The organism is Microcoleus sp. B13-B6, from assembly GCF_036705405.1.
In the GTDB taxonomy this organism is placed as follows: Bacteria; Cyanobacteriota; Cyanobacteriia; order Cyanobacteriales; family Microcoleaceae; genus Microcoleus.
The window spans coordinates 41,943-61,948 of record NZ_JAUBUJ010000045.1 but is presented as its reverse complement, the minus strand read 5'-3'; the positions used below and the strand labels follow the sequence as shown (position 1 = coordinate 61,948).

The window sequence follows — 20,006 nt, the reverse complement described above, 5'->3', positions numbered from 1 at the left end:
GATCGGCAAATCATGCGGGTATTGCTAACAGTGATGGCGTAATTACCAAGTGGGGTACGTTCGAGAAGTGCTACTCCCACACCGAACTCAAACACTTTATTGAAGATACTTTGGGCGTACCTGCTCGGTATCTCACTCACAATACCTACACCGTTTCTTACAACTCTAAAGCTCTTTCCCTGATAATCTACCCAAGATTTTTTCCTTGAAAGGCAGCCTGTCCCCGCCATTTGGAGGGGGCTATTTTAATTATCCAAAACCACCGGATTTGGTGAGGTCAGACTTAAACTGAAGCCAATACTATCATTTTGTAACGTAATAAAAGCCAGCGTTTATGAAGAAAAAATCCTCAATACCAGATGCGATTCTGGCTATAGATTTTGGCGGCTTATCTACTAGAGTTTTCTGCCAAAGCTCGCAAGCAGGCAGTAAAGCGAACTCCTTTGTAATGGAATCGCAGGTGGGGCCAGTGAGCCAAGACATAGCCAATTGTTTCACACAACCCAACCTCGCATCAGCATCTCCCGAAAATATTGCTTGGGTGGCAATTGGTAATGAATGCCGAGCCGTTGGTTACCTAGCAGCATCGCAATTCAATGCTCACATCGGTTTAGCGGGACTGAAGTACAGTAGCGCTTTGTACAAAGCTCTAGCAGCTTTGTGGGTAGTGTCGCGGAAGTTAGATTTAGGCAGTCAATTTAGCGCTGCGATCTCCGTTTTCTTGCCCCCAGGCGAGTTTAATGACTCCAAGCAATTTTTTGAACTCTTAAGTCAATACTCTGCTTCATTTGAAACACCCACAGGCAAGCTCTCCGTTACCCTGGACAAAACCCAAGCTTTGCAAGAAGGCGGCGGCATTGCTTTGATCCACAACAGTAATTTAGGTTCAGCCTTCAAGCAGCGGGTAACTGCCTTTGTTATGGTAGGATTTCGCAATGCTTCGGTAATAGTTTCGGCACGCGGTGCTGTCGGTAAGGGCAAAACTTCAGACTTAGGAATGGTAAGGTTGGTGGATCTAGTTCAAGAGCGAACATCTAACTACGATGCTTCCCGTTTGGCTTTATCAATCGCTCAAGCGGGCGTAAGCTACAACCGCCCTTACTTTTACCGAATTGCTCGGAATCGAGAGGAAACAGCTAAAGATCGAGAAGTTGACCAATTGATTGAAGCAGTCAAGCTGTCTCGCTTCGACTACGCTCGAATGCTATCTCATTGGATTAATGAAGTGCTGCCGCCCGATTTAGATGAAATTGTATTTTGCGGGGGGACTTCTGAATATATGAAGCCAGAACTGCGAAATCAGTTTTCTCCTTATTCGCTGTCTTGGCACGCAGGCATAACAGTGCCAAAAACACTTGACCCTGATGGTTTAGGTTGCCGCATAGCTGATGTTTACGGACTATTTTCTTACTTCAAATCTCAGTTTGAGGTACTGAGGCAAAGCTCTGTTGCGGCAACTTCTCAGAGGGCAGAAGATACAACTTCTACTTCAGGAGATGCTCCACTCCCTCCAACTGATATACAGAGTGTAAAAGAATGTGCTGAACAATCTATCAAGCCCAAATCTGAACAATCTACCAAGCCCAAATCTGAACAACCTACTCACCCAAAATCCGAGCCACCTACTCAATTAAAAATTGAGCAATTTACTCACGCTAAATCCGAGCAATCTACTGAACAAAAATTTGAGGAATCTACTGAACAAAAGACTGAAGATATTACTGAACAAAAATTTGAAGAACCCGCTGAACAAAAATTTGAGGAACCCACTGAACAAAACACTGAAATTATTACTGAACAAAACAGTGAAGTTTGCGCTCAACAAAATGCTGATTCAAGTATCAAAGATAGCTGCTTAGATGATTCTAATAAATGGAGTGAGGAGGAGGAGTCGTCCAATACAGAACCTTCATTAGAGGAATCAGAAGCAAACTTAGATGCAGCTCTCTTATTGGGAGGACCCTACCGAGGTGCTGGAAAGAAGGTGAGGAATTATGCCTAGAAAACGTTACAAGGAATTTTGCTGGCGCTGTCAAGTTTTGCCAGATTCCGAAGACGCTATCTTGCTATCTTACCTGCAAAATCATCCTTTTTTTAGTTTACAGGAAACGATTTTACCTCTAATCAAAGCGCGGTGGCTGTTAGCATCATTACGCAATAGCGGTAGTCATTCTAGTACAGAGTTAGAGTATTTGAGGCGAGAAAGCATTAATTTTTTGCTTAGGCAGATAGATGAAGTTTGCCGAGATGCGGGATTTAACTGTACCGAGTTAGGAGTAATTGCCCCTGGTATTTCTTCGGGTTTAATTCCTTTAGCTACTTTCCCTCACTTATCGAATTCAGGTGCATCTATTGCTACGGAATTAACTGCCCCTGAGAGTTCAAATCCCGCAAGTTTGCCCGAAGAAAAAGAACCAGAGGAATTTTCGGGAGAAGTTGAGTTTGAAAACAGCGCATTTAACTTAGCTGGTTTCGATCCGGCAATGGTCGGGCCTAGCTTTAGTTAAAAATTATTAAGTCTTGAATAGACATCGACATCCAGCAAGGAGGAATGAAATGACTAACATGATTCACTTGGTTGACGGCGAGAAAGGTGGTGTTGGCAAGTCGATGCTAACTCGGATTCTGGTTGAATTCAATCAGAAGTATGAACTGCTGTACACGTTAATTGATGGCGATTTTCAAAATCCTGACGTGCAGCAGCGCTATCCTGAACACAATGCAAAAATCGTAGCTTTAGTTGAAGATGAAGAGAAGTTTTTCGATATCGATATTATTTTTGAAACAGCAGTAGAAACTCCTGTAATTGTCAATTTACCAGCTCGGGTTTACAACATTATCAACAAATGGATTGACGAAGCTAATTTAACCTCTCCTGATTTTAAAGAGCAGTCAGGAGTTGACGTATGCAAGTGGTTTATTTGCGGTGGCACGACGGACAGCATTGAAATGTTTATTGACTCTTTCAACTACTTTGAAGGTCAGCTCAATCACATTTTTGTCCGCAATTTTGGAGTTTGCAAAGATTGGTCGCACGTACAAAGCCATAAGGAAATGAACAAGCTCATTAATAATTACCGAATTCCTGTGGTAGATTTGCCGGCTCTGAGTGCAAGAGAGCGCAAGTTTATTGATACGAAGCGGTTGTCATTTTCTCAAGCAATGAAACACTCTGAATTCTTCTTGATTAGTCAGCAGCGATTGCATACTTTTCTGGAAGACTGTTTCCGTCTGATAGAAGATGTAGGTTTGTTTAACAACGCACCCAATCGCAATAAAAAAGAAGTTATCGCGCCCTATGAACAAAAAAAAAATGAGGAAATGCAGATAGAAAATGAGCCCCAAAATGAGTAACAAAATAAGCAACAGGTTGTAAAGTCTCAGGAGGCTGTAATTTGTAAAAAAGGTATCGTAAGCTTTTAAGAATCTAAATTAAGGCTTACGCACAGACTCTACTGATAGGGTGTGCCGAAACCAGCCCGCTGGCTGAGTGCAATCAACGCAGTTGTGTTATCCCAGGCGTTGGATATTAGCAATAAACGTTGTTTATTGCGTTTAAATTCTGAAAAGAAGAAGATTGATCGATCGCCCGCTACGAGATTTCCAGGGTTTCAAAAACTTCTTCACCACTGGGCCAGCGGGCTGGGTGGGCAGAAACACATCTTAATACTACAGATAGTGTCTAAACCGATAATTTGCGGGTATTCCTGTAAATTTTACAGTCATATCAATTCCGGTTGCACTCAGACATGATGTTGACTGTTGACCCTTCGACCCTTCGGCTACGCGGTTCCTGAGCGTAGTCGAAGGGCAGGGCGACGCTCCGCTCAGGGCGACGCTGTTGACTGTGAATCGAACAACTGAAAATTGCGCCGAGATAGGTGGCGACTTGTAACAATCATTCATAAATTGCCCTCTAATTTATCACCTGACGATGCAGCCGGAAACGAGATCAATGGGTGATGAACTCGTTAGGAGACGGACAAAATATGAGTTCACACTATAGAATGCGCGAAGCAGAACAGCATAAAGATTAGGATTTTGATTAGGTAGGAGGTTAAATGTCCGATCGACTTTTAGAAGAACTTTCCGAAGTTGACTCTGAAGAGTTTGGCGAGATATTGGAAACGCCAAGGGAACAGGGCAGACTTAATAATACCAAAAATAATTCCATACAATCCGCTGAAAATTCGCAAAGTTTGCCCGATTCTCCAGATACATTCCCAGAAGATGCAGTAGAAGAAAAGTTGAAATCCGATGGGAGTAAGCTAAATGAAAAGGAGTTTTGGGAACTCATAGACGATGATTCGAGGGAAAGAGAAGCTCTGAACAGAGATCCTTTATCTGCCTCTCCCATGTACGAGAGAGATACTGAGTCACTAATCAGCCAGGTACTCAAGGGCAAAGACTCCAAATTTCGCTCTCATGTCATTCAGACAGCTTACCGATACGGTCTCAATAAAAATGACCCGCTTTTTATCGTATTGCTGGCTACAGGTCAACTCGAACTGCTGTTAGAAAAAAAACCACAAGAGATTGACCAGTTTTTCAAGAATTGGCAATCTCAATGGCAAGGTGATTTGAAAGATTCTCAAGCTGTTATTTCTCAAGAACTGGAACAAGTTCGGCAGCTTACTGAAAATTGGGAAAAAGAAAGCAGGGAGTTTTTAGAACGGCAGGGAAAAGCGGCTGTTAAGGTGCAACATCGCCACATTTCTAACTCAGTTTACACCCTAGTGCGACAAGCAGCTTTAGAGAAAGTTGCTCACGATATTTGGTCGGTGATTTTTGGGAGCGGGGTGGTGTTAGGGGCAATGGCGATCGGCGCTTTTATCGGGTTAGCTGTGCCCCGGTTCATTCCACCGCCTGAACTCGACCCAAAAGGGCCGCGCCAGCTCACTTTAGAACAAGCTGTAGCTCTCGAATGGGGGCTGAGCAAAGAGGGTCAGTTTGCTCGCAAGAACGCGGATACAATTCAGTGGGCAACAAGCAATGAAGGGAAATATGCTCGCCAACTTATGAGCTGGAATCAAGCTTTGTTGAGCGAGAAAGGTGGCAAAAAATTGTGTGAAACTGAGATAAATCGATTGGGGGTGACGCTGACAGTAGAGGGTAAACCTGCACAAAAAGGATTTTGTACTTTGTGGATTCGCTCCCCTCAAGAACGAGAGTTTGTTCCTTGATGGCAAATACTAAAGTCTTGAATGGGATGTAAATAAGTTAGCTTAACAGGAGAAATCTATGATTGCCAATTTGAACAATCAGCCGTTACCTGACCAAAATCAGAAGCAAGTGCAGTCGCAAATATCGGGTGTTTTAGTTGCACTAGACGACCCATTCGATAACATGGTTTGGGATTACTGTTTGAGTCAAACATACCCAATATCGGAACAGATTAAGATTGTACTGAGTGCTTTCTGGGGGCCGTTTGCTGCTAAAAATGCTAGCAAGTCTCCTGAGCGAGTGCGAGCGATCGCTTGTTATTCACTGCGACAATTAGCAGCTCAACAAAAATTGATTGGCTCAGTGTTTGAACTGTCAAGTGAATCAAATAAAATTTCCGAAGTTATTGCTGTTCTCAAAAGGGAAAATAGTTGTGAGGCACTCAATCAAGCTTGTGTGTGTTCTCAATATGTTCTAAATACTGCAATTCGGTGGGAGTAAGAACCGTTGCTCTTTCTAACAAGTTGAGGATTTCTATCTCAAAAGGATCTAGATTTCCTAATTGGTGAAGTCGGCCAGTGCGATCGCAAATTTCTTGAAGTCCGGGTTGATTTTCGAGCGGTACAGCAGTAAGAGCCGAGTGTTTGAAGGTATGCAAATTCATGGCAAGAGTAGGGATGTGCCGCATCCACACGGTAGCCGTTTTCTCGCCCACTGACTGAATGCGCCCCAACCGACCGTTAACGTCCTGGCGATCGGGCGCGTACACTTCCACCAAGGAACCAATTTTGAGCGTCAGGTGGTGGGCGATCTTAGGTTCGCCTTCAGGTTTTACTTTTTTGTCGCGCCCCTGTAAAGTTTTGGCAACCTGAGCCGGATTGCTGCGAGTGTCGTTTGCCAAAGCGATGACCTGCTTCTTGGTCAGCCCAGCAGAGCGATTCAGTATTTTCCACTTCACTTCGTCCCCTCCAATAAAACTGAGAGCATCCACAGCTCGAGTAAATTGGGCATCCCGGTAAATCGTTCTGGGGGAAGCTTTGAACCGTTCTCCTAACTCTCGTGCTGTTTTGTCTGTCAAGCTGCCATTTTGACAGCTTGCTCCTTCTGGCATTGTTTTGTCTGTCAAGTGGTCATTTTGACAGCTTGCCTCATCTGGCATTGTTTTGTCTGTCAAGCTGCCATTTTGACAGCTTGCTCTATCTGGCGATACTTTGTCTGTCAAACTGTCAAAATGACAGTTTGCCGAACGCTTGCCCCCGTGAGATTCCTTGGTCAGCTCGTACCAGGTGCCGCGCAGGTAGCTAACGGATTCTGGCGTCAAGCTGCGCCGTCCCAGTTGGTTGGCGATCGTCCAGACCTTGACTGCATTCCGACTGTCAAAAGACATCTCTACAATTTTGTATGGTATGCCGTGCGCGGTACAGATGGCGAACCTGTTGTGGCCGTCGATGAGAAGCTTTTCCTCGGCCCAGACTACTAACGGATCGCGGCATCCTTCCTCCAGAATGCTCGCTTGCAGGGCGGCTTTTTCGTCTTTACTCAGGGGAGGAATGAGAGATTGAAATTCGGGGTCGATTCGCAGTTGTTTCGCAGCACAAGAGGTACACCCTCCAATACCCCCCGGCAAAACAATTAACGCTTGCGGCTCCCGATCGTCTGCTTCTGATTGCATTTGACGCATTCCTGGCGAGTTTGTTGAATGCAAGGCTCGCCCGCGCTCGACCGCAACCGGAGTAGGGGAGTCAGCGCGGGCAGGAATTTTCTTGAACTATTCAACACTAACATAGTTATCGTCGAGAAGCCTCCAGAAAATGCGAAAATAGTAAAAAAAAGGAAATGCTATCCACGCTATGTCACCTAGGAAAGGAATTCACCCCCATCCCAACTCACTAGCCAACCTCAACCGCTCTGGGGGACAACCCCGCTATGAAGAACCCAAGAAGCAAAGAAATATTCAGGTAACATCGGTAGGATGGGAAGGAATTCGCGCGATCGCCATTGAACGCGGATTGAGTCTCAACGAGTTGATAGAACAGATTGGCCGGGGTCTGATTCCCCTTGGCAATGGTGAAAAAAGTAACTAATTGCCAGATATGGAAAGAGAGGTTAGAGCAAAAAAACTTTCTATCAACTAGTTACGAGAAGTTTTATTAATAGTAACAACGGTGTTTTTATCGGTTAAAAAATGTTCTAACTTACGGTATTGTGCCCTGCCAATATATCAGGAAAAAATATAATGGTTCAATCACATCCAAAACTTATAACTGTTGATGAATTTATTACAAGCTACGGCGACAGCGATTGCTACGAACTGATTGATGGTGAATTAACCGAAATGGAACCAACAGGGCCGCACGAACAAATATCCGGTTTTCTGGGACGAAAACTGAATGTAGAAATTGACCGCCTGGATCTACCCTACCTTATCCCCCCTCGCTGTCTCATCAAACTATTAGGAACAGCAACAGCATTTCGCCCCGATGTGCTTGTATTAAACCAAACTCGACTAATTAATGAACCTTTGTGGCAACAAGAACCTGTAATTACATCAGGTTCCTCAATTAAACTGATTGCTGAAGTCGTTAGCACCAACTGGCAGAACGATTACGCCCGCAAAGTTGAAGATTACGCCATACTAGGAGTGCCTGAGTATTGGATTGTTGACTATCTGGGCATTGGCGGCAGAGAATATATTGGCAAACCCAAACAGCCGACAGTTACAATTTGTACGCTGCGAGAAGACGAGTATCAAAAACAGTTGTTTCAAAATGACGATCTGCTTATTTCCTCAATCTTTCCCGGCTTGCAATTAACAGCGCAACAAATCTTCGCGGCAGGCAGATATGCTGCTATCTAGCTTATATCCAGGTAACGTCGGTAGGATGGAGAGAATTCGTGCGGTCGCAATGGAACGGGGATTGAGTCTCAACGAGTTGAGCAAACAAATGGGCAAGGGTCTGATTCCCCTTGGCGCTGAAGAAAGTAACTAATAGCTTGGTCAGGAAAAGGAGGGTGCCTTCAAAAAAACTTTCTATCAAATCGTTCCCATAAGTTGTTTTGAAATAAAAGACTAATTGGCTTGTTGATTCCCCGAGCGTGCTAACTAACTTTCAAAATTTGCTCAATTAGGGAGACAAATTGCTGCGGTCGATGCTTAAAATGCTTCTTGATTTGAAATTTTAACGAATCTGCTGGCACATCTTTTTTGTTGAGTTTCAGGCGAATATGCTCACTTCGTGGGAGAGTGGCATTGAGCGCTCGAATAACGGTGCGGCATTGTCGAAGAGTCAGGCTATCGACTTGAATGAAAGGTAGATTTAATGTGTCGGTATCGAGTTGAATATTAGAAGCAAATTCGGCTTTAAATTGTAGCGAAGAGGTGAGGCGCTGTTCTTCTGTGGGTTCTGGAGTTGCTGCACATTCGGTAACAGCAGGAAAGGAAGCAATTTCATTGAGAAGAGGCACAAAATCTGGGGCAAGTTCTGCTGAGAGTTTTTCAGAAGGATTCATTCGCTTCGATGCTAACAGCGTAGCGATATAGTGAACAATTAAGCCACCGTAACCAAAAATTACCACAGTTTCAATTGTGAGGGTGAGAAAATGCTGAATATGTTCGTACATGATTATAATTTATTTGCAAGTGGAACATCTCTCAAACGCGCTCGCGTTTAATATCAAAACCTTACTAAATCCTTCTGAGAATGCGATCACAAATATCGCAAAGGGAACTGGTGTGGTGGGTGGGCGGGCAAAACAAATCCTGCTCCAAGCAGGATTTTACCCCCTTTATTGGGGGTCGTCATTGATTACTTGATAAAATCATCAATCTCTTCATTATCGTCAGTTGCCTTTTTCTTATGAGAAGCTTTGACTGCCGAGTCGATATAACGGAAGTGCAAGTCAATCACTGCTTGCTCAGATGAAAGCCAGTAAACGTTGCTCAAGATTTCTTCAAGCATCTCGTCAGCCGAGTAGCCTTCATATTGCTTGTTAAACCAAGTATTGAACGCTTCCCAGTCAAGAGCTTTACCTTTCTGCAACTGTCGTTGTTTGGCACGTCCAGTTAACTCGCGGGCAACGTGCAAAAACATCTCGAAGCGCTGTTCTTCAAGAGTTTCTGCAAATTGCTTTTGCATCGGAGTTGGAGCGGATTTGCGATTAGCCATGATTAACCCTCAAGCGTGTTTTTTTTCACAACTAAAGCGACGGCAGTCTGCTAATTACAATTAATTCAAAAAAATTAGTGGTGGGTGGGTGGGTAAATTAAATTCACAACCAAGGTCAAAATTTCCTTGATTGTGAATTTGTTGGGTCTGCTTCCCAGAGCGTCCTGATTCGGACGGTGGCGACAATCATTACCCTGAAATGAAGGAGAAGGGGAAGGGGAAGGGGAAGGATAATTTTTTTAGTAATAACGGGATTTTACTAAAGTTTTTCTACCCTTGTCCCAAGTTTTTCTACCCTTTCCGTTCCTTCCCCTTCCCCTTCCCCCTCCCCTTATTAAATGAATCGCGATTCGTGGAAAAGGCCTCGATAGAGGCAAAAAAATGCTCTGCTTTTTCAGCAGAGCTTTCTAATCAAACTTTAGCAATTATTCGTCGTCTTCCTCAAATTCTTCGTCTTCGTCTAAACTAAAATCATCCTCCTCATCGTCATCATCCTCATCCTCGTCCTCATCGCTTTCCTCGTCTTCGTCATCCTCATCAATTTCATCGAGTATGTCATCAATTTCATCATCTTCATCATCGAGTTCGTCGTCCTCATCGAGTTCTTCAGTATCTTCTTCTGAGGATTTAGCTAACTCGTTGCGACGCTTTAAGCTTTGAGCATTGAACTCCATTAAATCGGCAATGGCAGCTTGCGGGTTGTCAGCAATTGTATCGTAAAGTTGGCTCATCGCTAAGGCAACAACTTCGACACCATACTTGAGTTCCTCGGGTCGGCCAACTAGCTTGGGAAACACAGTATTGTTCCACTCTTGCCAGTCGAACTTTTTACCATTGCCATTACCGTTGCGCTTATTCAACTGAGCTTGAATATCCAATCCCAGTTTTTCGCGAATTGCGTGGCCCACCTTTGTCGAAATACGGCTATCGCGACGCTGAATTGTCACGCCGTACTTCTTATGAATTGTATTGCGAATCTGTTTGACTAGCTCGCCAGCAAGTTGCTCGGAGCTGAGGTTAGGTTGAGGTTTTGATTTGGCTCCATTGTTACTGCCGACAGTTTGACTGTTCTGTTTTTCAGGTGGCTTAGATTTAGCAGGCACTGGTGACTGAGAGCGAGTGGGAGTGGCGGCGGTTTGCTTTTTACTTGTGACCATGATTGACAATTTAACTTGCATAACATCAATTTATTAGTGCCGTTAGGCACAATTACCCCCTCCAATTGAGGGGGAAAAGTTCGCTCATTAGCAGGACGCTAAATTTTAATTATGTTAGTTAAAATTTTATGTTAAACATCCTCTATTTAGATGTATAAATTCATGAAATATTTCACGATTTTGTCTAATTTAAGAGTCCCTCCAACTCCAATATTTGCCCTAGAATATTACAGTGCAGATCGCCAAAAAATCTTGTCATCATTTCATCAGTACGCCAGTGAGTGTTGTTTACCTGTTTATTATTGGAATCCTGGCTATGCAACTCTTCAACAGGTGCGGTGTTTGGATAAAAATCTCCCAATTTTAGGTTGTCATTCAGATATGACAAGCGTTTCAGATATTTCGGAGATGTATAATAGTGAATGCGTCTTATGTAAAACTGAGCTATCTGTCGGGAGTGATGTGCTGCAATTTCTGCTGGAAAATGACTGTCCCGGTATCTTTTTGTTAGAAGATATTTTGGAATCAGACAGTACCGAACAGCCTCTTGTCCGCCGTTATTCTCAATTGGCTAACGCATTCTTTGAGCTGAAAGGGCGTTGGGCCAACCAATATTGGGTACTGCTGGGTGAGTACATCCAACTGCCATCAAAGCTAAGTCCATTAATTCCTCTACTCAAATGTCCGTTACCCGATCGTTTTGAAGTCGAAGTTCTTGTAGATAATTTTTGCGATCGCAATTGTTCCCTTGATTTTGGTTCAGATGCGGTAGCTGCTAAAAAACGGCTGGCTGTTTCTAGTCTAGGGCTGCCAACTGCTGAAATTGAATTGGTGTTAGATCGATCGCTCTCTGTGACCGCTTCAGTTGTCCAAATCGCACAGTTGGTATTGGAGCATAAAATATCGCAACTTCGAGACCAGGGGTTAGAGTTCATTGCTTCTCCAGACGTGCCTCATGCTGGCGGTTTAGATTTATTAGACGCTTATTTGAGCGAAGTCGTAAAGCTGTCAGAAGCTGATGCCAAGAAATATCACCTCAGACCTCCCAAAGGAATGCTGCTGTGGGGGCCGCCGGGGACGGGCAAAAGTTTGAGTGCGAAGCTAGCTGCTAAGAAGCTAGGTTATGCGCTTTTAGCAGCAAGTTGGGGCAATATTCTAGGTTCCTCTAATCCCGACCGCGCTCTCAACAAAATGCTGGATACAGCCGATAATTTGGGCGGCTGCGTGCTGTTCTTTGACGATTTTGACAAGGGTTTTTCTGGCTGGGAATCAAATGCTGATGGCGGTGTAGCTAGACGGCTGTCGCAGAAATTGCTCACCTGGATGCAGGAACATGAGAGCCCCGTGTTAATGTTAGCTACTGTTAACCGCTTAGAAATGCTGCCGGCTGAACTTATCCGCAGATTTGACGACGGCGGAATCTGGTTTGTGGATTTGCCACACAGCGGCGCTCGCTATGAGATTTTCAATTTGCACTTAGCTAAGTATTTCCCAGAGCAGTTTGGGGAAGGAAAAGAGAATCTTTGGAGCGACAGACAGTGGTATTCGCTACTATCTGATTATGCCGGAGCAACGAGTGCTGAAATTGCGATCGCAGTTAAACGCTGTGCTGAGCGAGCTTATTGTGAAGGGCGACCTGGTAAAATTGAATTGGCCGATCTGCGTTATCAGAGAACTCAGTTTGTGCTATCGTCTGAGCGTTCTTCTGAAGATATCCAGGGGATTCGCAACAAAGCGTCCTTTGCTCGGCCTGCTTCTGGGAGGGATGGGTCTAAATTTGCGGCGGGAGAGCAAGAATTATTCGAGTATCGGCCACCTGCTTACGAGAAAACTTGAGTGCAACTGACTGAATTTTCCTAAACATTGCGCTACACCAAAAGTAACACAATTGAAACTTTATTGTTGGTCTCGCGCTCTCAGTAATGTTTCTGCCCACTGGCTGTCTGCCTCGAACAGCACCTGATCTAGATGCTATAATTCGGGTTATATGTGAATACATACACCGGGGGCTAAGTGTGGAAGAAAGCGAAATTACCCGCCTGGAGCAACAATTATCCGTCGCCGAAGAAACAGGCGATCGCGCTGAAGAGTGCAATGCTTTAAGAAATTTAGTAGTTTGCTTAAATCAGTTCGGGCAATTCCGCGAAGCTGTGGGATATCGCCAGAAATGGTTGAGTGTAGCGCGAGAAATTCAGAATTCTTGGCAAGAAGCGGTAGCCCAATGGTATCTGGGCTACAGCTACAAAGCCCTCGAAATGCAGCCAGAGGCTATTGAAGCTTTGAGTCAGGCTTATCGGTTGTTTAGAAAAATGGGCAACCAGGAAAATTTTGAGCAAGCTTGGACGACGCTTAACCAGTTGGGTGATAGCTATTTGTCTGAAAAGCAGTATGGTAAAGCGCAACAATTATATCAGAATCAAAGAGAAATTTTACAGGAATTTAACGATCAAAAAGTGCTAGGCTGCGTACTGCAAAATCTCGGCAAAGCACAATTCTACCAAGGCAACTATCAAAGCGCGATTGAGCCCCACACCCTGATGCTGGAAATAGCTCGATATCTGGAAGATAAGGAAATGGAAAGTTTGGCGCTAGCGTGGTTGGGGTGCGATCGCTGGCAAGCGGGTCAACTCGATTTTGCCCTACACTACTTTAAACAACGATTAGCCCTCACAAAAACCCTCAATGATACCGCTGCCCAACGGGAAACATTAGGCTGGTTGGTAAATCTTTGTAAAAAGCTGGGTGGTGACGGGGTACTTCCATGTTTTTACATGGCGGAACAAATAGAATTATTTCGGCAATTAGACGACAAAGATAGCGAACGTAGTACCCTTTATGAGTTGGGTAATTGGAATTTCGATCTGAAGCAATATCCAGAAGCTATTAAGAGTTTTTTGTCTGCTATTGCTGTCGCAGAAGACAAGCATATCGAGAAAGCAAATGCTCATTATATGCTTGCTCACTGTCATAGGAATTTAGAACAGGTAGAGGCAATTGAGCATTATCAGACAGCAATAGAACTGTACTTTGAGCAAAATAGCCATAAGGAATGGGCAGCCAAAGCGCTAGACTATTTGAGCGCTATTTACCGAGGTTTGAACGATTATGAGAAGGCTATAGATCAACAGCAGAAGCGGTTAGAGTTAGTGGCAGAATTGGGCGATCGCCTCTCTGAAATAAATGCTCTCTGGACGCTTGGCTGCTTATTCCATGACGATATTCAGCAATATACCGAAGCTATTGACTGTTTTTTTTCATACTTAACACTGGCTAATCATTTGGAACAAGAAGGGGATCGAAAACATCGAGTTGCCAGCTCTCACTATATGCTTGGTTCCAGCTATGAAAAATTAGATCAAATAGACGAAGCAATTAACCACTATCATCAGGCAACAATTCTTTACGCCGAAAATGGCAATGAAGAGTGGACAGAGAATAGTCGCCTTCTGTTACAAAAATTAGAGCAGAAAAAACAGGAAGAACAGCAGAGTTGGAAGAGCTGGGGCGATACGCTTTATGACTTAGGGCGCTATGAAGAGGCGATCGCTACTTACGAAAAACTGCCACAACCACATCTAGAACCTAATTATGTCCTGGCTTGGCAAGCATTAGGCGCTCACCAACTCAATACTGGCGACTACAACGCAGCCTTGACTTCTTTCAAGCGAGTTACTGAACTTGACTGTACACACTCCAGTGTTTGGATTAACCAAGGAATTACACTACATAAGCTAAACAGAGATGAAGAAGCAATTAGCTGTTTTGATTTTGCTATTGAACTCGACTCTAACAATCATAATGCCTGGTGTAATCGGGCTACAGCGTTAATGAATTTAGCTCGATACCCAGAAGCACTTGATTCATCTAAAAAAGCTTTAAACCTCAATTCTAATTGTCCTAAAGGTTGGAATACTCACGGAGCGATATTGGCAAATGGATTTAAACTTTATAGAGAAGCAATGGATGCTTTTAATCGTGTTTTATCTATCAATCCTTCTGATGAAACGGCTTTGAAGAATCGCAATATAGTATTATCTAATCTGGGGTTTAGTCAAGAAGAACTCAATGAAACTGATAATTCTCTTAACTTGGACTTTAACAACCTCCACGATTGGAAAAATCTGGGAAGCCTTCGCAGAAGTCAAGGGCGGGATGCGGATGCACTGATTGCCTATGAACAAGCATTAGTTTTGGATGCTAATGATGCTGAGTTGTGGAGAGAGAAGGGAAGTATATTATGGGATTTAGAACGTTGCCAAGATGCTTTTGAATCTTGGAATAAAGCAATTGAAGAAAATCCTAGTGATTCTCAAACGTATTTGACTTTTGGTAATGCGTTGCTGACTAAAGAATTAAATGAAAATGCAATTTATTATTTCAATCAAGCTCTTTTTTGTTATCAAAATAGTTTGGCTTGGCTAGGTATGTGTAAGGCACTTTCAAATTTAGGATATTACGAGGCAGCAATACAAAACTACAGTGAAGCGAAACAAAATCTTACACTCAAGTATCTTAAAGCAGTTGTTGTTACGGAGCAATATAACAAGGAGTATGGAATTCTAGATTATGGAGAGGGTCTAGCTCACGCTACAGAAGCACGAAAACAAGAAATTCCGATTGATTATTGGCAAAAATCTCATACTTGTTTTCAGGAAGCTTTAGAAAGATTTAACGAGTCGAACTTGCAAGAATGGTATCTGCGGGTTCTACAAGAGTTGCTCTCCGTATGTCGGGAGCTAGGTAAAACAAAAGAGGCGAAATACCGACTATATGAAGGAGTCGATCTATTGGAGCAATTAGTCGAAGAAGCTTCATGCAAGCAGAAAAAAGACCTGTTATCCAAAGAATTTTATAGACTAAAACAATGGGATACAGATGAATTTATTGAGTACAGAACCTTATTTACAGAATTGCTAGATGGAGTAGATGAAGGCTGGGAGCAGCCACAGGTGTTGGAGCATTTGGGCGAACACATAAACGATTCTTACTTCATCCGATGGCTGAATGAGTTTGGCAGGCAACAGCTACAGGGGTGGAGTACTCCTGATTTTGACCAAGGATATCTTATGATTCAACTGGAAGAAATCGGCTGCCGAGAGTTAGGAGAAGTTGCTAAAAAGTATGGTCGGCAAATTATAGAATCAACAATTAAAGAAGCTGAAGAGAGAATAGATCAAACTTATCAAAAATATCAAATATACAACTACAAAGAGGCTCTCGATGAATATTACTATTCTAATAATAAGTGGAGCTTTGATTACAGAATCGTTGAGTCTTGTCGTAAGCCTTATCAGGAAAAGCTACAACATCTTGAAGAAGGGCTGGTATCGCGCTACGCAGATACTCCAGCTCAAGCCGATGACTATCTCGGTTGGTTTAATCTGGGTGAAGAACTTAGAAAGTTAGAATACGACAAAGCAGCTATTATTGCCTTTCATCGCACTCTGCGTCTAACTAAAGGACAGTTCTGGGAAGCATGGGCTAGTTGGGGGTATATTGCTCTAAAAACAGGAGTTGCTGGTGGCGATCCCTCTAGAATTGCTGATATCGGGTTGAAATTTCTTCGGCGCAATGCACCTTTCTATCAAGATGCTAGCGGAATTCTTCAAGAGATAAAAGGTGATTACTACCAAGAAGGTCGGGGGATTTTATATGAAATTAAAGGAGATGACTGCTATCGGTATGAACATATAAAAGGCCCTTCTAGGGGCATAATTCCTTTAATTAATATTGGCTCCCTTCCTCACTATGAATTGTGGCGTGGGTGGTGGGAGGGGGCCTATAAGGCTTATCGAAAAGCTCTGGATTGCTTCACCACGCCTCGACTGCGAGAACGACGGCTTGGCGTACTACAGAAACTTGTTAAAATCTGTCGCTGCCTTGGCAAAAAAGATGAAGTGCAACACTTTGAGCAAGAAGGTTCTGACTTACTAGGATGCTTACTGCAAGAAATGCCATTAGAGACAACCAGGTTAGCTAGAAAGTTTGCCGCTTTTGACCAATATCGGGTAGATTCTTTAGCTGAATCAGAAAAAGTGTGGCAAGCTTTAAAGTTTGCAGAATGGCGAAAAAATATTTGCCTCCACTGGTTAGCTTCTAATCAATGGAGCAACGATAAACCTGATTTAGATGAGCCGGCGATTGTAGATTTTTCAACCAAAGTCGCATCATTATTAGATTCCCAGACCGCGATAATTTACTGGCATATTAGCCCAGCAGCTATTACCATATTTGTACTCAAATACAAGAACATACCAAAAGTTTATGTTCTTAAGAACAAAGAAATCTATGAAGCTTTTACAAATCCTAAGCCTACACAGTTGCCTTGGGGAAGTGAGATAGTAACTTTTCCCACGCCAACAGTTACCGAAGAAGATTTTATTAAAGGGACTTCCGGTGTTTATGACAATCAGTTGGTTAGATTTGAATACTGGATGGAAGAATGGAAAAAAACTTACCGAGACTATCGCTCTGGCAAAAAAAAGGAGCCTGACGAAACTTTATTGGAAGCACAAGATAAAAATCCCACCCCAGCAAGTCATCCCTGGCGAGAAAAAATGCTAGAAGAACTGGATAAACTTGCAGAAATTTTCCATATTAAGGAAATAACAGATGAATATCTAACTGATGTGAAAAGGCTGATTTTAATACCTCACCGAGATTTGCACCTGCTACCTCTAGAATACCTATTTCGAGACAAAGGATTCACGATCTCCCGCCTTCCCAGCATCGATTTAGGACTAAACTTAGAACGGTTACGAGTCACTCCCACATTACCTCCACTTAGCATTGAGCATCCTGATGTCGGCAGTACATTGCGTTTTGCCAAAATAGAATCAATCTTCTTAGCGCACCTATATCAAATTCCCCAGGAAAATCGCATTGCGGATAAAGAGGCAACCAAAAAACGTATTCTGGAAGTCATACGAGTTGCGGCTGATATCCTGCACTTCACTGGTCACGGCGAACACGATACTGACTGCCCCGCTGAATCAGCATTAATTCTTGCAAATGGAGACAAATTAACTCTACGCGATCTCCTAAATTTACCGTTACCAGAGTATTACTTAGTTTGCCTGTCTGCTTGCGAAACTGGACTGACCAGCACAAGCAACCTCATCGATGAATTCGTGGGTTTGGTTAGCGGCTTCCTTGCTGGAAAAACTGCCTACGTCCTCAGTACGCTTTGGAGAGTTGACGAACTTTCTACGGCCTTGCTCGTCATCGACTTTTACCGACGCTTTCAAGCAGGTGTACACCCAGCCCAAGCTTTGGGAGAAGCACAGCAATGGCTTTGTACACTGACTTATCCCAAACTAGCTGAGGAATATGCTACACTAGCCCATCAGATCGACGGATGTTCACCGACTTTTGCTGAATATTTAGAATCTGAAGCGTATGACATCCAGGAAAATACAGATAAAATGGAATTAAGCCAGCCTCCGTTTGCCGATCCTTACTATTGGGCTGGTTTCACAATTACAGGTTTGGTGAAATAATGACTGCTATGCAAGAAGAAGATGCTATTACCCTCCACGCTTTTTCAGAAGCTTTGAGGAAATTCGATTCCTATTTACCAGAGGAAGTAATTATAGAAATTAATCAAGTGGGTCAACAGTTAGCAGCAAACACATCTAACGTAGATCAATTTGCCGGTCTCTACAGGCTCATAGCCACAATAAAGAAAAATCCAGAATATGCTCGCTTCTATAAGCTTTATCGAGACGAGCGCCGCTGCCTGCAACAACCATATAATACTCAGGAACGCGGAAAGGCAATTCAAAATACAAGTTCGCTCCTTCCTTTTGCTCCTTTAGAAAATGTTGCGGGTGATATTAGTTATCTAAACACCTATAAACCTTCTGCTTCACCCGAACGAGCAAATACTAACACGAATAATGCAACTGGGATGAGTGAAACAGAAGTAATAGGACGCGGTATGTGATGAATAAAGTTTTTTACCCTACACTGGATTTATTTGTTTATCAACTCGGAGAAGGGTTGGGGGCTGATAAGCAAAACGTCCAGGGCAATCAAGGGGCTTTTCTGAATAACTTTCCCAGTCCTGAAATCAAGAAAAAAGTTGAGCAGGCGCTTAATAGAAGTGACTTACCCAAGTCAGCCAGGTTTACTTTTTTACTCACAGATCCCAATCATTGCGAAATTCCTAACCAATTTATTAATGACTACTCAGTAGAGCAATTTTATCAGCCTGTAATTTCTAGCGATACTTATGGATTGCTGTTTGACAGCTCAATTATTCCACCTGAACAATGTCAACCAATTGAATCATTTCAAACTCTAAAAAGTTTAGTATCTCATACTCAAGGCAACTTAGGTAAAACCTGGCTACTTTCAGGTTATTATCCCGAAGGAAGCGAACCCAAAAATTTAGCTAAAGAAATATTTAAAATAATCCGCTGCGATTTAACCACTCCTCAAGGGCTTAGCTGGGAATGGGATCAACATTCTACAGGTGACTTTTTAGGAGGAAAATTTTATTGGATACGCTCTCTTTATCCAACAAAAGACAGTTTAACAGAGCGAGCATTTTTAATCATTCTCTATCCCGAAACACAACTAGATAAAAAAATTCCGCATCCCGAAACACAACTAGATGAAGAATTTCAGCAGGTGGCCGGAAATTTTAATCAATATTGGTTAGAATTATTTGGATATCAAAACAAAATTTTTTGGGCACAGGAACAGGCATTATCTTTAAAAAGAGAGTTAGAAACAGGATTTCTCAAAATTCGTAACATTCTCGCCGAAATTAAACTCCTAGCAAACCACAAAAACAAAAATGAAGACGGTCAAATTCAGCAAGTAGAGGACATAGAAGTAGAAAATGTGATAGCTATCAAAGAAATTAAAGCGATTATCAAAAATAGTGCTGGGACGATCGCCGACTATGCAATTAATCTCAGCTATCTAAAAATTCAGTTGACTACGATTGAAACTCAATTGCAAAATCATCGGCTTTTAATTGACCATATTGAAACACAAGGTCAGCCTTTTGGCAAAACAAATTTAGATGGTATAAGAGAATTTAATAAAGTGGTTGAGAACCGTCATATTAAACAGGTAGAACAAGATTACGCGAGTCTCAGACCAGGGTTAGAGGCATTAGAAAACCTGCTTCATCCGATTCAAAGCCTTGTAGACTTAGAGGAAGGAGAGCGCGATCGGCGTCTAGAAAATTGGATTGCGGTTATCGGCATCGGTATGGGAACAGCATCAATAGCCGCTTCTGCTATTGCTAACTTTGTTGAAAAAATCAGACAGCCTCAAACGATTGAAACAATACCTCCTTCAAAATCACCAACCCCTTCAACACCACAGACACTTCCCCTCTCTCCTTGGTCAAATTTTTGGTTTGCCTTCCTCATTAGTATTGCAATAGGATCGGCATTTAGCTTGTTAACTTTGATAAGTTTGCCAATAGTGCGTTCTTGGAGTTCTCTGGGAAAAAAGTTGCAACCTTCAAAAAAAAGCAATATTCAGAAATAATAAAAATAAC

17 protein-coding genes are annotated in these 20,006 nt (G+C 42.8%); 13 read left to right on the top strand and 4 right to left on the bottom strand.

Features of this window, described 5'->3' with window-relative positions:
* From QUB35_RS20295 to QUB35_RS20270, 6 genes are all read left to right on the top strand, one after another.
* The coding region (locus QUB35_RS20295) for a hypothetical protein (protein ID WP_333143566.1) at window positions 1–209 on the top strand (209 nt) is incomplete at its 5' end.
* Between the two features lie 125 nt (window positions 210–334).
* Window positions 335–2,002, top strand: a complete 1,668-nt coding sequence (locus QUB35_RS20290; protein WP_333143565.1) for a hypothetical protein — start codon at window positions 335–337, stop codon at window positions 2,000–2,002.
* Entirely contained in the window at window positions 1,995–2,507 is a 513-nt protein-coding gene (locus tag QUB35_RS20285) for a hypothetical protein (RefSeq protein ID WP_333143564.1), read from the top strand. Before QUB35_RS20290 ends, QUB35_RS20285 begins: the two co-directional genes overlap by 8 nt.
* Before the next feature lie 49 nt (window positions 2,508–2,556).
* Window positions 2,557–3,354 carry a mobilization protein MobD-like protein gene (locus QUB35_RS20280; RefSeq protein ID WP_333143563.1) on the top strand — a complete coding sequence of 266 codons (798 nt, stop codon included), beginning with the start codon at window positions 2,557–2,559 and terminating at the stop codon, window positions 3,352–3,354.
* Between the two features lie 707 nt (window positions 3,355–4,061).
* Window positions 4,062–5,183, top strand: coding sequence for a DUF6753 family protein (locus QUB35_RS20275; protein WP_333143562.1), 1,122 nt, complete (start codon window positions 4,062–4,064; stop codon window positions 5,181–5,183).
* 58 nt (window positions 5,184–5,241) lie between these two features.
* The gene (locus QUB35_RS20270; protein ID WP_333143561.1) at window positions 5,242–5,664 is read left to right on the top strand and encodes a hypothetical protein; all 423 of its coding nucleotides are present in this window, start codon (window positions 5,242–5,244) and stop codon (window positions 5,662–5,664) included.
* Here QUB35_RS20270 and QUB35_RS20265 read toward each other — a convergent pair.
* Complete coding sequence (locus tag QUB35_RS20265; RefSeq protein ID WP_333143560.1) at window positions 5,606–6,835, bottom strand: hypothetical protein; 1,230 nt, start codon at window positions 6,833–6,835, stop codon at window positions 5,606–5,608. The genes QUB35_RS20270 and QUB35_RS20265 overlap by 59 nt on opposite strands.
* Window positions 6,836–7,013: 178 nt before the next feature.
* On the opposite strand from QUB35_RS20265, the gene QUB35_RS20260 reads away from it, so the two are divergent.
* The 3 genes from QUB35_RS20260 to QUB35_RS20250 all read left to right on the top strand — a co-directional run bounded on the left by QUB35_RS20260 (window position 7,014) and on the right by QUB35_RS20250 (window position 8,153).
* Complete coding sequence (locus QUB35_RS20260) at window positions 7,014–7,247, top strand: hypothetical protein (RefSeq protein WP_194012320.1); 234 nt, start codon at window positions 7,014–7,016, stop codon at window positions 7,245–7,247.
* A gap of 152 nt (window positions 7,248–7,399) precedes the next feature.
* Window positions 7,400–8,020: a Uma2 family endonuclease gene (locus QUB35_RS20255; protein ID WP_333143559.1), complete on the top strand. Its 621-nt coding sequence runs from the start codon at window positions 7,400–7,402 to the stop codon at window positions 8,018–8,020.
* Window positions 8,007–8,153 (top strand): hypothetical protein, encoded by a 147-nt coding sequence (locus QUB35_RS20250; RefSeq protein ID WP_333143558.1) that lies wholly within the window; start codon window positions 8,007–8,009, stop codon window positions 8,151–8,153. The genes QUB35_RS20255 and QUB35_RS20250 overlap by 14 nt, the downstream gene beginning before the upstream one ends.
* 109 nt (window positions 8,154–8,262) lie before the next feature.
* Here the strand turns inward: QUB35_RS20250 and QUB35_RS20245 are convergent, their stop codons facing one another.
* The 3 genes from QUB35_RS20245 to QUB35_RS20235 all read right to left on the bottom strand — a co-directional run bounded on the left by QUB35_RS20245 (window position 8,263) and on the right by QUB35_RS20235 (window position 10,507).
* On the bottom strand, window positions 8,263–8,784 hold the full coding sequence (locus tag QUB35_RS20245; protein ID WP_333143557.1) for a hypothetical protein: 522 nt from the start codon (window positions 8,782–8,784) through the stop codon (window positions 8,263–8,265).
* Window positions 8,785–8,969: 185 nt separating this feature from the next.
* Window positions 8,970–9,329 carry a hypothetical protein gene (locus QUB35_RS20240; protein WP_333143556.1) on the bottom strand — a complete coding sequence of 120 codons (360 nt, stop codon included), beginning with the start codon at window positions 9,327–9,329 and terminating at the stop codon, window positions 8,970–8,972.
* Window positions 9,330–9,754: 425 nt separating this feature from the next.
* On the bottom strand, window positions 9,755–10,507 hold the full coding sequence (locus tag QUB35_RS20235) for a hypothetical protein (protein ID WP_333143555.1): 753 nt from the start codon (window positions 10,505–10,507) through the stop codon (window positions 9,755–9,757).
* A gap of 141 nt (window positions 10,508–10,648) precedes the next feature.
* Here QUB35_RS20235 and QUB35_RS20230 point away from each other — a divergent pair, with 141 nt between their 5' ends.
* The 4 genes from QUB35_RS20230 to QUB35_RS20215 all read left to right on the top strand — a co-directional run bounded on the left by QUB35_RS20230 (window position 10,649) and on the right by QUB35_RS20215 (window position 19,996).
* Window positions 10,649–12,322: an AAA family ATPase gene (locus tag QUB35_RS20230; RefSeq protein WP_333143554.1), complete on the top strand. Its 1,674-nt coding sequence runs from the start codon at window positions 10,649–10,651 to the stop codon at window positions 12,320–12,322.
* 179 nt (window positions 12,323–12,501) lie between these two features.
* Window positions 12,502–17,985 (top strand): tetratricopeptide repeat protein, encoded by a 5,484-nt coding sequence (locus QUB35_RS20225; RefSeq protein ID WP_333143553.1) that lies wholly within the window; start codon window positions 12,502–12,504, stop codon window positions 17,983–17,985.
* The gene (locus QUB35_RS20220) at window positions 17,985–18,431 is read left to right on the top strand and encodes a hypothetical protein (protein WP_333143552.1); all 447 of its coding nucleotides are present in this window, start codon (window positions 17,985–17,987) and stop codon (window positions 18,429–18,431) included. Before QUB35_RS20225 ends, QUB35_RS20220 begins: the two co-directional genes overlap by 1 nt.
* On the top strand, window positions 18,431–19,996 hold the full coding sequence (locus QUB35_RS20215; RefSeq protein WP_333143551.1) for a hypothetical protein: 1,566 nt from the start codon (window positions 18,431–18,433) through the stop codon (window positions 19,994–19,996). Before QUB35_RS20220 ends, QUB35_RS20215 begins: the two co-directional genes overlap by 1 nt.
* The last annotated feature ends 10 nt before the right edge of the window (window positions 19,997–20,006 follow it).